13 protein-coding genes and 1 pseudogene are annotated in these 11,852 nt (G+C 76.3%); 6 read left to right on the forward strand and 8 right to left on the reverse strand.

What is annotated here, in order from left to right; genetic code table 11:
* Positions 1 to 49: 49 nt before the first annotated feature.
* A pseudogene (gene ligD, locus Sya03_RS11780) lies at positions 50 to 979 on the forward strand (non-homologous end-joining DNA ligase); the annotation flags it as partial.
* A 257-nt stretch (positions 980 to 1,236) separates the two neighbouring features.
* On the opposite strand, the gene mptB reads toward ligD, so the two are convergent.
* Both mptB and Sya03_RS11790 read right to left on the reverse strand, forming a co-directional pair.
* On the reverse strand, positions 1,237 to 2,700 hold the full coding sequence (gene mptB / locus Sya03_RS11785) for a polyprenol phosphomannose-dependent alpha 1,6 mannosyltransferase MptB (protein WP_203938269.1): 1,464 nt from the start codon (positions 2,698 to 2,700) through the stop codon (positions 1,237 to 1,239).
* Positions 2,701 to 2,811: 111 nt separating this feature from the next.
* Complete coding sequence (locus tag Sya03_RS11790) at positions 2,812 to 3,912, reverse strand: winged helix DNA-binding domain-containing protein (RefSeq protein ID WP_203938270.1); 1,101 nt, start codon at positions 3,910 to 3,912, stop codon at positions 2,812 to 2,814.
* A 120-nt stretch (positions 3,913 to 4,032) separates the two neighbouring features.
* Here Sya03_RS11790 and Sya03_RS11795 point away from each other — a divergent pair, with 120 nt between their 5' ends.
* Positions 4,033 to 4,356 (forward strand): ArsR/SmtB family transcription factor, encoded by a 324-nt coding sequence (locus Sya03_RS11795; RefSeq protein ID WP_203938271.1) that lies wholly within the window; start codon positions 4,033 to 4,035, stop codon positions 4,354 to 4,356.
* Positions 4,353 to 4,835 (forward strand): SRPBCC family protein, encoded by a 483-nt coding sequence (locus tag Sya03_RS11800; protein ID WP_203938272.1) that lies wholly within the window; start codon positions 4,353 to 4,355, stop codon positions 4,833 to 4,835. Before Sya03_RS11795 ends, Sya03_RS11800 begins: the two co-directional genes overlap by 4 nt.
* A 17-nt stretch (positions 4,836 to 4,852) precedes the next feature.
* Here Sya03_RS11800 and Sya03_RS11805 read toward each other — a convergent pair whose 3' ends face one another.
* Positions 4,853 to 5,062, reverse strand: a complete 210-nt coding sequence (locus Sya03_RS11805; RefSeq protein ID WP_203938273.1) for a DUF4287 domain-containing protein — start codon at positions 5,060 to 5,062, stop codon at positions 4,853 to 4,855.
* A 29-nt stretch (positions 5,063 to 5,091) separates the two neighbouring features.
* Complete coding sequence (locus Sya03_RS11810) at positions 5,092 to 5,631, reverse strand: dihydrofolate reductase family protein (RefSeq protein WP_203938274.1); 540 nt, start codon at positions 5,629 to 5,631, stop codon at positions 5,092 to 5,094.
* Positions 5,632 to 5,735: 104 nt separating this feature from the next.
* On the opposite strand from Sya03_RS11810, the gene Sya03_RS11815 reads away from it, so the two are divergent.
* Both Sya03_RS11815 and Sya03_RS11820 read left to right on the forward strand, forming a co-directional pair.
* A complete protein-coding gene (locus Sya03_RS11815; protein ID WP_203938275.1) occupies positions 5,736 to 6,062 on the forward strand; it encodes a YciI family protein in 327 nt (108 codons plus the stop codon).
* Entirely contained in the window at positions 6,059 to 7,324 is a 1,266-nt protein-coding gene (locus tag Sya03_RS11820) for an RNA polymerase sigma factor (protein WP_239107379.1), read from the forward strand. The genes Sya03_RS11815 and Sya03_RS11820 overlap by 4 nt, the downstream gene beginning before the upstream one ends.
* 10 nt (positions 7,325 to 7,334) lie before the next feature.
* Here Sya03_RS11820 and Sya03_RS11825 read toward each other — a convergent pair whose 3' ends face one another.
* Complete coding sequence (locus tag Sya03_RS11825) at positions 7,335 to 8,975, reverse strand: ATP-binding protein (RefSeq protein ID WP_239107380.1); 1,641 nt, start codon at positions 8,973 to 8,975, stop codon at positions 7,335 to 7,337.
* A gap of 207 nt (positions 8,976 to 9,182) precedes the next feature.
* Here Sya03_RS11825 and Sya03_RS30960 point away from each other — a divergent pair, with 207 nt between their 5' ends.
* On the forward strand, positions 9,183 to 9,419 hold the full coding sequence (locus Sya03_RS30960; protein WP_239107381.1) for a preprotein translocase YidC: 237 nt from the start codon (positions 9,183 to 9,185) through the stop codon (positions 9,417 to 9,419).
* A 61-nt stretch (positions 9,420 to 9,480) separates the two neighbouring features.
* Here the strand turns inward: Sya03_RS30960 and Sya03_RS11835 are convergent, their stop codons facing one another.
* From Sya03_RS11835 to Sya03_RS30965, 3 genes are all read right to left on the reverse strand, one after another.
* Positions 9,481 to 10,833 carry an AI-2E family transporter gene (locus Sya03_RS11835; protein WP_203938276.1) on the reverse strand — a complete coding sequence of 451 codons (1,353 nt, stop codon included), beginning with the start codon at positions 10,831 to 10,833 and terminating at the stop codon, positions 9,481 to 9,483.
* 147 nt (positions 10,834 to 10,980) lie between these two features.
* Positions 10,981 to 11,154: a CsbD family protein gene (locus Sya03_RS11840; protein ID WP_203938277.1), complete on the reverse strand. Its 174-nt coding sequence runs from the start codon at positions 11,152 to 11,154 to the stop codon at positions 10,981 to 10,983.
* Positions 11,155 to 11,256: 102 nt separating this feature from the next.
* Positions 11,257 to 11,754, reverse strand: coding sequence for a zinc-binding dehydrogenase (locus tag Sya03_RS30965; protein WP_239107382.1), 498 nt, complete (start codon positions 11,752 to 11,754; stop codon positions 11,257 to 11,259).
* Positions 11,755 to 11,852 lie beyond the last annotated feature (98 nt).

Genomic DNA, 11,852 nt, shown 5'->3' on the forward strand with positions numbered 1-11,852 from the left:
TTCGCGCACCCGGCTTGACCAGGGCGGACAGATCAGCGCCACTGAAGGGATGGAGTCGATCTCGCCGATGCTGGCCACCGCCGGCCCGGCGCCGCGCGGCCCCGGCTGGGCCTACGAGTTCAAGTGGGACGGCGTGCGCGCCGTCGTGCACCTGCTCGGCGGCCGGGTGCAGGCGTTCAGCCGCAACGACCGCGACATCACCGCCTCCTACCCCGAGCTGGCCGAGGTGGCCGCGCTGCTCGCCGGGCACGACGCGGTGCTCGACGGCGAGATCGTGGCGCTGGACGCGGCCGGGCGGCCGTCGTTCGCGCAGCTCCAGCGCCGGATGCACGTCCACGACCCGGCCGCGAGTCTGGTGGCGCAGGTGCCGGTCCGGTACTACGTGTTCGACCTGATGCACCTCGACGGCGAGGACCTCACGGGCCTGCCGTACCGGCGCCGCCGCGAGCTGCTCGACGCGCTGGGCCCGGCCGGCGACGTCGTCCAGGTGCCGGAGGTGTTCGCCGGGGCCGACCCGGCCGCCGTGACCGCGGCCGCCGCGGCGCGCGGCCTGGAGGGCGTCGTGGCGAAGCGGCTCGACGCGGTGTACCGGCCGGGGCAGCGCTCGCCGTCCTGGGTGAAGGTCCCGTTCAGCCACCACCAGGAGGTGGTGGTCGCCGGCTGGAAGCCGGGCACCGGCCGCCGAGCCGGCACGATCGGCTCGCTGGTGCTGGCGGTGACCGGCCCGGACGGCACGCTGTCGTTCGCCGGCGGCGTCGGCACCGGCTTCACCGACGCCATGCTGCGCGACCTGCAGCGGCAGCTCGGCCCGCTGGAGCGCCGGTCGGCGCCGCTGGTGGTCCCGCGCGAGCACGCCCGCGGCGTCCGGTGGGTGGAGCCGGTGCTGGTCGGCGAGGTCGCCTACCGCAACTGGACGCCGGACGGCCGCCTGCGCCACCCGTCGTGGCGGGGCCTGCGGCCGGACCGCACCCCGGCCGAGGCGCGCCGCCCCGAGGGCGGGCCCGCCGGCGACGCGGTGCCGCCCTCGGCGAGCGTGGCCGGGGCGATGCAGACGCGCGACGGCCGGTGGCGGGTCGACATCATGCACCGGGGCGCCAGCCGCTGGTACCGGCTCAGCCACGACGACAACACGTTCGACTGGCTCGACCTGGCCGACGTGGAGCGCATCCTGCACGGCGTCGACGTGGACCTCGGCGACCTGGTCGACGCCCCGGTCGCGGGCGGGCGCCTGTCGGCCTAGGCCGGCAGCGGGGCGAGCAGCGGCGCGGGCCGGGCGCTCAGCAGGCGGTACGCCGGCACGGCGGCGGCCACCACCAGCGCCGCGAGCGCGTACCCGCCGGCGAGGGCGGCCACCCCGTGGCCCGCGGGCGGCAGGGCGACGGCCAGCACGACGCTCACCCCGGCCAGCCGGCGCACCTCCCGGACCGACCGGGCGGACGCGGCGAGCGGCAGGATCGCCCACAGCACGTACCAGGGGTGCAGCACCGGCCCGCACACCACCATGACGGCGAACAGCAGCCCGATGCCGCGCAGCGGGTCCGTGCGGCCCCGGTACACCCGCCACAGCACCCAGCCCGCCCCGGCCGCGCCCGCCACGGCCCCGGCCGTCCGGGCGGCGTGGATCGCGCCCGCGGTGAGGTCGGCGCCGGCCAGGGAGCCGGCGCCACCGATCAGGAAGCCCACCTGGTTCGTCGGGGCCAGCCAGCTGTGCACGCCGCTCGACGAGCCGAGCGCCTCGATCCACCCGAAGCCCAGCCCGGTGCCCAGGCAGATCGCCACGGTGAGGGCGGCGCCGCCGCCCGCCGCCAGCAACAGCGTCAGGGCGGGGCGGCGGTGCCGGCGGGCGAGGTGGACGGCGAGCACGCAGCCCGCCCCGGCGGCCACCACCTTGACGTTCGCGGCCAGCGTGATCAGGCCGAACCCGGCGACGACGCGCGCCGCGGCCGCGGGCGCGCCCAGGCCCGCCCCGGCCAGCACCAGTTCGACGCCGGCCAGCAGCAGGCCGAGCATGAGGGCGTCGTTGTGGACGCCGGTGACCAGGTGCCACAGCACGAGCGGGTTGAGCAGGCCCAGCCACACCGCCCGGGACGCGGGCACCCCGGCGCGGCGGGCCAGCCGGGGCAGCGCCCACGCGATCATCAGCACCCCGGCGACGGCGACGAGCCGGTACAGCAGCACGCCCGCGGCCAGGTGCTCGCCGGTGAGGCGGCCGACCAGGCCGGACAGCGCCTCCCAGCCGGGCCCGTACGGCGCGGGGGTGTCCATCCAGTACGGGCTGACGTGCCGGGTGACCGCCGAGTCCGCGCCGAGCGCCTGCGCCGGCCCGAGCGTGTACGGGTCCTGCCCGCGGGCGACGATCAGCCCCTGCGCCAGGTAGCTCCACACGTCCCCGCTGAACAGCGGCCGGCTGATCAGCAGCGGCGACGCCCACAGCGCGGCGACCGCGACCAGCCGCCGGACGGGCACGGTGGCGGCGACGGCGCCCAGCGCCAGCCAGGCGGCGGCGACCCCGGCCATGGCGAGCAGCCCGCCGGCGGTGACGGCGAGGCCCGGCAGGGGCACGCCCGACGTGACGGCGGCGAGGACGGCGGCCGCGGCGAAGCCGCCCCACCGGGCGAGGCCGAACCGGCCCGCGGGGGCGTGCGCCGCGGGTCGGGCCGCCCGGACCGGGACCGGAGGAGCGATCAACGTGGATGTCATGGCCCAAGATCGTGCCGAGCACGGCCGGTCCGGCACATCGCCCTGCGGAGGGGCCTTGCACCGCCCGTGACCGGCCCGAAAGTCGCAGGCCGGCCGCCGCGGGCTACGACTTCAGGCGGAGGCGACCTCCACCCGGTCGCTGTCGCCGCCGGACAGGAACGCGGCCAGCGCGCCCCCCTCATCGGCCACCGCGGCGCGGTCGGCCCGGCCGAGCGCGCGCAGCGGCGTCACGGTCACCGCCCCTCCGGTGACGGTCCAGGTGGCGGCGACCCGGCCGTCGACCAGGACGACGCGCTCACCGGCGACCGACAGGTTGCGGTGGGCGTCGTCGATGATCCGGCTGCGGTCGTCGTAGCCGAGGATCGCGTTGTCGAACGCCGGCAGGAATCGCACGGGGGCGGGCGTGTCCTCCGCCGGGCGCGGCGCCCCGGGCAGGTCCAGCAGCTCCCGGCCCCGCTCGTCGCGGAAGGAGACCAGCTCGTCGCGTATCGCCGCCACCGCGGCGGGCAGCCCCGCGAGGCCGCTCCAGGCGCGCACGTCGGCGGTGGCGGCGGGCCCGTACGCGGCCAGGTAGCGCCGCACCAGCTGCCGCCCGACGGGGTCGGCGCCGCCGTCGTCGGCGGCGGGCGGGTCGGCGTCGCGGCCCAGCCAGGCCGACAGCGGCACGGTGCGCACGCCGGCCCGGGTGCGCCAGAGCCCGCGCGGCGGCACCTGCACCGTCGGCACGAGCCCGGCGATCACCATCTCCCCCAGCGCCCGCGGCCCGGGCTCCGGCCAGCGCGCGGCCAGCGCCGCCGCGATCTCGGCCGTGGTGCGCGGCTCACCGTCGGCCAGCAGCACCCGGGCGTCCGCCGCGAGCCGGTCGAGGTCGACCCCGGCCAGCTCCCGGCGGTACGCGCCGAGCACCCGCTGGCGCAGCATGGGGTCGTGCCGGGCCCGCCAGGCCAGCGCGTCGGCGGCCGTGACCAGGTGCACGGTGCGGCGCATCAGGTGGGTCCGCACGACGGCGCGCTCGAGCAGCAGCCCGGACAGCGCCGCCGGGTCGAAGGCGCGCAGCCGCGACCAGAGCCCGGTGAACGGCTCCTGCGGTTCCTGCGCCTGCAGCCCGCCGAGGTGCGCGACGGCGTCGAGCACCGGCAGATCGGCCCGGTCGAGCAGCAGCTGGCGGGCGAGCGTGGCCCGGTTGAGCGCCCGGGCGCCGAGGACGGTCATCGCCAGGTCTTCGTCGTACGCATGGCCTCACCCTGGCAGCCCCAGCGGTCAGGGTGTGACCTCTTCCCCGCGTCCGCCGGGGGTTGACGGAACCCATCGGTAAGTCGTAGCTTTCCGTTCGTGGCTACTTACCAAGCAGGCGACGGCTGGGAGGCGCTGGGTGACCCGTCCCGGCGCGCCATCGTCGCGCGCCTGGCCGACGGCCCGTGCGCCGTCGGCGAGCTCGCCGACGAGCTGCCGATCAGCCGGCCCGCCGTCTCCCAGCACCTGAAGGTGCTCAAGGAGGCCGGGCTGGTCACCGACCGGGCCGCCGGCACCCGCCGGGTCTACCGGCTCAACCCGGCCGGTGTGGCGGCGCTGCGGGACCAGCTCGACACCTACTGGAGCCGCGCCCTGGCGACGTACCAGGACGTCGTCGAACAACCGGACGAGGAGTCCCCATGACCGACACCGCAGCCGTGGAGGTGCGCCGCCGGATCGTGGTGCAGGCGCCGATCGAGCGCGCCTTCACCGTGTTCACCGAGCGCTTCGGCGACGTCAAGCCGCCGGAACACAACATCCTCGGCGTCCCCATCGCCGAGACCGTGTTCGAGCCGAAGGTCGGCGGGCACATCTACGACCGCGGCACCGACGGCACCGAGTGCCGCTGGGCGCGCGTGCTGGCCTACGAGCCGCCGGACCGCGTCGTGTTCAGCTGGGACATCGGCCCCACCTGGCAGGTCGAGGACGACCCGGAGCACACCAGCGAGGTCGAGGTGACGTTCGTCGCCGAGACGCCGCAGCGCACGGTCGTCGAGCTGACGCACCGCCACCTCGACCGGCACGGGCCCGGCTGGGAGTCGCTGCGCGACGGCGTCGCCCACGACGAGGGCTGGCCGCTGTACCTGTCCCGGTTCGCCGCCCTGTTCCCGGCGGGCGGCTGACCGGCGGCCGGCGCGGTTCAGCCGGCCGGGGTCGCGGCCACGAGCGCGTTGGCGTGGCCGTGACCCAGGCCGTGCTGGTCCTTCAGCCAGGCGACCTGCTGCATGTGCCGGGCGTCCGGGTGCTCGGCCCGGTACCGGCGCAGCAGCTCCTGCCAGTGCGCGATCGGCTTGCCGTACCTCTTCTCGATGGCGGGGAAGTACGCGGTGCCCTTGGCGGGGACGGTCATGACGGTTCCTCTCCGGGGCGGCGGGCGAATCAGGCGGTGTAGCGCAGGTGGACGACGCCGCTGCGCAGCGGCGCGCAGCCGGCCAGGGCGAACCGGGCGGCGGGACCGTCGTGCGGGAACAGCCGGGCGCCCTTCCCCACCGCCAGCGGGTGCAGCAGCAGGCTCAGCTCGTCGACCAGCCCGGCGGCCAGCAGCGTGCGGGCCAGCGTGGTGCTGCCGATCACCGAGATCGAGCCGCCCGGGCGCTCCTTCAGCGCCCGCACGCCGGCCACCACGTCGCCGGTCAGCGGGGTGGAGTTCGCCCATGTCACGGTCTCCGGCGACGAGGTCACCACCACCTTGGCGGGCGCGTTCATCCGGGCCGCCACCGGGTCGTCCGGCCCCGCGCCCGCGAACGCCCCGGCGAAGCTGTCGTAGGTGGTGCGGCCCAGCAGCATCGTGTCCATGTCGCTGTCGGCCGGGTACATGACGGCGAACATCTCCTCGTCGGCGCACGGCATGTGCCAGCGCTCGGGCGACTCGACGACGCCGTCCAGCGAGGTGAATGCGGCGACGGTGATCGTACGCATGGGGGTGCTCCTTCGGGGTTGTCGTTCCGGGTCCTTCACCGACGCAGCGAACGGGCCGGGCCGGGATCGACAGGCCGCCGGAAAAAGTTTGGTTGGATGTCCCGATGCGGTTTCTCATGACGATGAACGGCGGCGGCCCGCAGGCCGACGAGCAGCTCTACGCCGACATGGCGGCGTTCGTGCAGGAGCTGACGAGCGCGGGCGTGCTGCTGGCCACCGGCGGGCTGGCGATGGAGGGCACCCACGTCACCGCCGCCGGCGGCCGGGCCACGTTCACCGACGGCCCGTACGCCGAGGCCAAGGAGACGATCGTCAGCTTCGCGCTCATCGACGTGCGGTCGAAGGAGGAGGCGGTCGAGCTGAGCCGGCGGTTCTGGGCGCTCGTCAAGGACGGCGAGGGCGACCTGCGCCAGGTGTACGGCCCGGAGTGACGCCCGAGCGCGATCCCGCCCGGGCCGCCGTCGAGGCGGTCTGGCGGCTGGAGTCCGCCCGCATCGTGGCCGCGCTGGCCCGGCTCGTCCGCGACGTGGGCCTCGCCGAGGAGCTGGCCCAGGACGCGCTCGTGGCGGCGCTGACGGAGTGGCCGGAGCGCGGCCTGCCGCCGAACCCGGCCGGGTGGCTGATGACCACGGCGAAACACCGCGCCATCGACCGGCTGCGCCGCGACGACCGGCTCGCCGCGAACGTCGCCGAGCTGGGCCGCGCCGCCGAGGCGGACCGGCGCGCGCACGGCCAGGCCGACTTCGACGCCGTGCTGGACTCCGACGCCATCCCCGACGACGTGCTGCGGCTGATCTTCGTCGCGTGCCACCCGGCGCTGCCCGCCGAGTCGCGGGTGGCGCTGACGCTGCGGGTGCTCGGCGGCCTCACGACGGCCGAGATCGCGCGCGCGTTCGTCGTCGCCGAGCCCACCGCCGCCCAGCGCATCGTGCGCGCGAAGCGCATCCTGGCCGACCGGCGGATCCCGTTCGCGATCCCGCCGCCCGCCGAGCGCCCGGCGCGGCTGTCGTCGGTGCTGGAGGTCGTCTACCTGATCTTCAACGAGGGCTACACCGCCACCGCGGGGGACGACTGGCTGCGCCCGGAGCTGACCCACGAGGCCCTGCGGCTGGGCCGGATGCTCGCCGAGCTGGCGCCGGACGAGCCGGAGGTGCACGGCCTGGTGGCGCTCATGGAGATCCAGGCGTCGCGCAACGCGGCCCGCACCGGCCCGGACGGCGAGCCGGTGCCCCTGCTGGAGCAGAACCGGGGCCGGTGGGACCCGCTGCTGATCCGGCGCGGCTACGCCGCCCTGCTGCGCGCCGAGCGGCCGGGCCGGCCGGTCGGCCCGTACGTACTGCAGGCCGCGATCGCCGCCTGCCACGCCCGCGCCCGCCGGGCCGCGGACACCGACTGGGCCACCATCGCCGCCCTGTACGCCACCCTGCACCGGCTCACCCCGACGCCGGTGGTGGAGCTCAACCGCGCCGTCGCCGTCGCCATGGCCGAGGGCCCGCGGCCGGCGCTGGCGATCGTGGACGCGGTCGCCGGCCACCCGGCGCTGCGCGGCTACCACCTGCTGCCGGCGGTGCGCGGCGACCTGCTGGCCCGGCTCGGCCGGCACGCCGAGGCCCGGGCCGAGTTCGCCCGGGCGGCCGCCCTGACCCGCAACCGCGCGGAGCGCGACACCCTGCTGCGCCGCGCGGCGCCCTGACCGCCGGGCGTCACTCGGCGGCGGGCTCCTCCGGCGGCCGCAGCGGCAGCGTGAGGCGGAAGGTCGTGCCCGCGCGGTGCGGGTTCGGGGCGACGGTGATCGTGCCGTGGTGCCGTTCGGCGACGAGCAGCGCGGTGGCCAGGCCGAGGCCGGCGCCCGGGATGGAGCGCTCGGTGGTGACCGCGCCGCGGAAGAACCGGTCGAAGACGTGCGGGCGCTCGTGCGGCGGCACGCCGACACCGGTGTCGGTGACCTCCAGCGTGGCGTCGGCGCCGGTCGCGGTGAGGCGCACGGTGATCGTCCCGCCCGCGGGCGTGTAGGTGACGGCGTTGTCGAGCAGCGTGCCGACGACCTGGGCGAGCCGGTCGGGGTCGCCGTGCATCGCGACGCGGTCGGGCAGGTCCGCCGTGACGATGAGGCCCTTGGCGTGCGCGCCGGCCTCGGCGTCGCGCACGCTGGCGGCGACGACCGCGGCGAGGTTGATCTCCAGCGGCTCGATGGTGGCGTGGCCGGAGTCCAGCGCGGACAGGTCGAGCAGGGCCTCGACCAGGCGGCGCAGCCGGTCGCTGCCGCGCTGGGCGGCGGCGACCATCGGCAGGGCGTCGGCGAGCGGGGACTGCGGGTCGCTGTCGCCGACGAGTTCCAGGTAGGACGCGATGATGGTCAGCGGGCTGCGCAGCTCGTGGCCGACGAGGTTGAGGTACTCGTCCTTGCTGCGGGTGAGCGCGCGCTGCAGCTCCTCGGCGCGGCGCGCCTCCGTGATGTCGTGGAATACCGACACGGCGCCGAGCCGCCGGCCGCCCCCCTCGGTGATCGGGTGACCGTTGACCCGGAACAGCCGGCGTCCCTGCCCGGCGACGTGGATGACCTGCTCGTCGCCGCGGACCTGCTCGCCGTCCAGCGCCCGCAGCAGCGGCATCCGCTCGGCGGTGACCGGCGCGCCGTCGGGCCGGGTCACCGGCACCCGGGCGGCCCACTCGCGGGCGCACTCCCCCACCGCCTCGATGCCGAGCCGCGACCGCAGCGACCGGTTGACGACGATGAGCCGGCCGTCCGCGTCGCACGCGACCACGCCGGTGTCGAGGCTGTCGAGCAGGGTGTCGAGGAAGTTGCGCTGGCGCCGTTCGGCCTCGCGGGCGAGCTGCTCGCCGACGAAGGTGGTGCACGCCTGGGCCCCGTCGTCCACGGCGGCCAGCTCGCCGGCCTCCCACTCGCGGGGCCGCTCGTCCATGACGGCGCAGACCCCGACGACGGCGCCGGCCGGGTCGCGCACGGGGAAACCGGCGTAGCAGCGCAGCCCGACGGTGCGGGCGGGGGCGTCAGCGGGCACCCGCACGTCCGCGTCGACGTCCGTGATGATCAGCGGGAGCCGGGTCCGCAGCACGATGCCGGCCAGCGTCGAGGAGACCGCCACCGGCCGCATCCGCTGGAACCCGGCGGGCAACTGGTGGCCGCCGATGAGGTTGAGCTGGCCGCCGTCGACGAGGTGGATGGCGGCCGTGCGGGCGCGCGCGCCCCGCGCCGTGAGGGCGGCGAGCCGGTCGGCGGCGGTCTGCGACATGCCTCCGGAGCGCAGCTCCATCGCGCCCACGGCCACGTCGTCCTCCGCGGCCGACGGGTACGCGTGCCCCGTGTCGCTCCATGCCGTCATAACTCGTCGCCCTTACCCAGCCACTAAATGCTCAAACCTTATGTATACGGCAAATCGCCCTAAGGGGTACACCGAGCGGGCTCGTCGTCACCCCTCGTCCGGGTTTGGGCCGGCACCCCAGGGAAGGCCGCCGCAGCACCGCCGAGCCCGTCCGCGCCGGCCGGCGCCCGGACGGGCTCACCCCACCCCGTGAACGAGGAGGACACGATGACCGCAGAGCACGGGTCCGGCCACGAGGCGGTCGAGCGGGGTGCCGCCGAGGACGGCGCGGACGCGCCCCTGACCCCCAGGGAGGTGGCGGCCGGCAACCGGCCGCCGAGCGCCCCCGGGCCGGACTCCGACGACGAGGTGACCGGCGGGGACGGCGCGGGCACGGCCGGCGGGTCGTCCGGCGGCAGCGGCGGCGGGTCGGGCATGCCGGGGCACCCCGACGCCGCGGACTGAGCCGCGGACTGAGCGGGTCCGGGCCTCCGGCGGGCACACCCGTGCCCGCCGGAGGCCCGGCTCAGCGCGCCGCGGAGGGCTGCGTCTGTTCGGCGTCCGTAGAGTCGGCGGTCGAGGGCAGGCCGCCCTCGCGGTCGGCGCGGCGGTCGGCCTCCTCGGCCTCGTCCTCGGCGTCGTCCGGGTCGGCCGGGCGGGTGCCCGGGGGCTCCCGGTCCGGGGTGGGCTCGCCCGACGGGTGGTCGCGCAGGTAGCGCACCGCGGTGTTGACGACCGCGAGCAGCGGGACGGCCACGAGGCCGCCGACGATGCCCGCGGTCACGATGCCGGTGGCGATCGCCAGGATGACGGCCAGCGGGTGCAACGCCACCGCCCGGCCCATGATGAGCGGCTGCAGGACGTGGCCCTCCAGCTGTTGCACGGCGATGACGATCAGCAGGATCACCAGCGCGCTGACCGGCCCCTGCGTCACCAGGGCCACGAGCACGGCGACCGCGCCCGAGACCGTGGCGCCGACGACCGGGATGAACGCGCCGAGGAACACGAGCGCGGCCAGCGGCAGGGCCAGCGGCACGTCCAGGATGACCAGGCCGATGCCGATGCCGACCGCGTCCACGAACGCGACCAGCACGGTGGCCCGCACGTACGAGATCAGGGTGTGCCACGAGTAGTGGCCCGCCCGCGCCACCGGGACCCGGGCCGGGCGCGGCAGCAGCCGGCACAGGAACGTCCAGATCCGGTCGCCGTCGCGCAGGAAGAAGAACAGGGTGAACATCACCAGGAAGAAGCCGGTGACGACGTGGCCGAGCGTGGTCGCGGTGCTCAGCGCCCCGGCGGTCAGCGCGCCCTGGTTCTCGGTCAGCTGCTGCTGACCGCGCTCCAGCAGGTCGCTGAAGCGCTGGTCGCTGATCTTCAGCGGCCCGCGGGCCAGCCAGTCCTGCACCTCGTCGACGCCCTGGCGCACCTGGGTGGCGAGGTCGTCGAACTGCGACACGAACGTCTGGACGATCAGGCCCAGCGTGCCGAAGACCGCGACCAGGCCGGTGACCAGCACCAGCCCCGCGGCGAGCGAGTCGCGCATGCCGCGCCGGTGCAGGGCGGCGGCCGCGGGCTGCAGCAGCGCGGCGAGCAGCAGCGCCACCGCGATCGGGATGACCACGACCGTCAGCATGCTGATCACGCGGAGGAGCACGTACACGCCGGCGACGAGCAGGATGAGCCGCCACGACCAGGCCGCCGCGACCTGGATGCCGCGCGGCACCAGCTCCCGCTCGCCGGACCGGTCCGGCTCGACGACCAGCACCTGCGCCTCGCGCCCGTTCAGGCCGGAGTCGTTGAACGGAGGCGGGCCCGTCCGCTGCGCGGCCTGCAGGCGCGCCCTCGCCCGCTCCCGCACTGTCGCCGTCCACCGCCGCACGCCGGCCACCCCCTTCGGGCTCGACGACAGGAGGCGCCGTCGATATCGGATGGTGAGTACCCTCCGGCGCCCCGCTGACACCCGTCCGGACACGCGAAGGCACGTGCGGCGATGCGCCGCACGTGCCTCGTCGGGTGAGTGCCGGGATCAGGACTTGAAGGCGTCCTTGATCTTCTCGCCGGCCTGCTTGACGTTCGACTTCGTCTGGTCGGTCCGGCCCTCTGCCTCGAGCTGCTCGTCGTCGGTGGCCCTGCCCAGGCCCTCCTTGACCTTGCCGCCCAGTTCCTCGGACTTGTTGTCGATCTTGTCGTCCATGCCCATGTCGAGCTCCTCAGGTCCAGGTCGACTGCGGATCGCGGCCGAACGCTTCACAGGGTGAGTACCCGCTCGGCCGCCACCCAATCCCGTCCCGCGCGGTCCGGCTCAGCCCACCTCGACCACGACGCGGCCCGTGGTGTCGACGGCGCCGCGCGCGACCAGCCCGGCCGGCTCCTCCGCCGCCGCCCGCACCACCTCCGGCCGGCGCGACCGGTACAGCCCCCCGTGCAGCCCGAGGACGCCGTAGTTCTTCACCAGGGCATGGTTGGCGGCCGCCCGCGGGATGTCGCCCGCCGCGAACGCCGCCCCGCCGACCGGGTCGTACACGACGTCGGCGCCGCCCGGCCCGCACGCCTCCCGCAGGGCGGCCACGAACGACGCGGGATCGGAGTGGGCGGTGCGGTCGACGACCACCTCGGCGCCGAGCCGCCGCGCCACCGCCGCCTTGTCCGGCCCGCCGGCCACGCCGACGACCCGGGCGCCGGCCGCCGCGCCGAGCTGCACCGCCGCGCTGCCGACCCCGCCCGCGGCGGCGTGCACGAGCAGCGTCTCCCCGGCCCGCAGGCCGGCGCGGTGGTGCAGGCCGACCCAGCCGTCTGGCACGCCACGAACAGGGCCGCGGCGCGGACGTCGTCCACCTCGGACGGGGCCGGGTACAGGTGGGCGGCGTCGGCCAGCGCGTACTCGGCGAGGGCGCCGTG

Origin of the sequence: Spirilliplanes yamanashiensis (assembly GCF_016863475.1) — a bacterium.
GTDB classification, from domain to species: Bacteria; Actinomycetota; Actinomycetes; order Mycobacteriales; family Micromonosporaceae; genus Spirilliplanes; species Spirilliplanes yamanashiensis.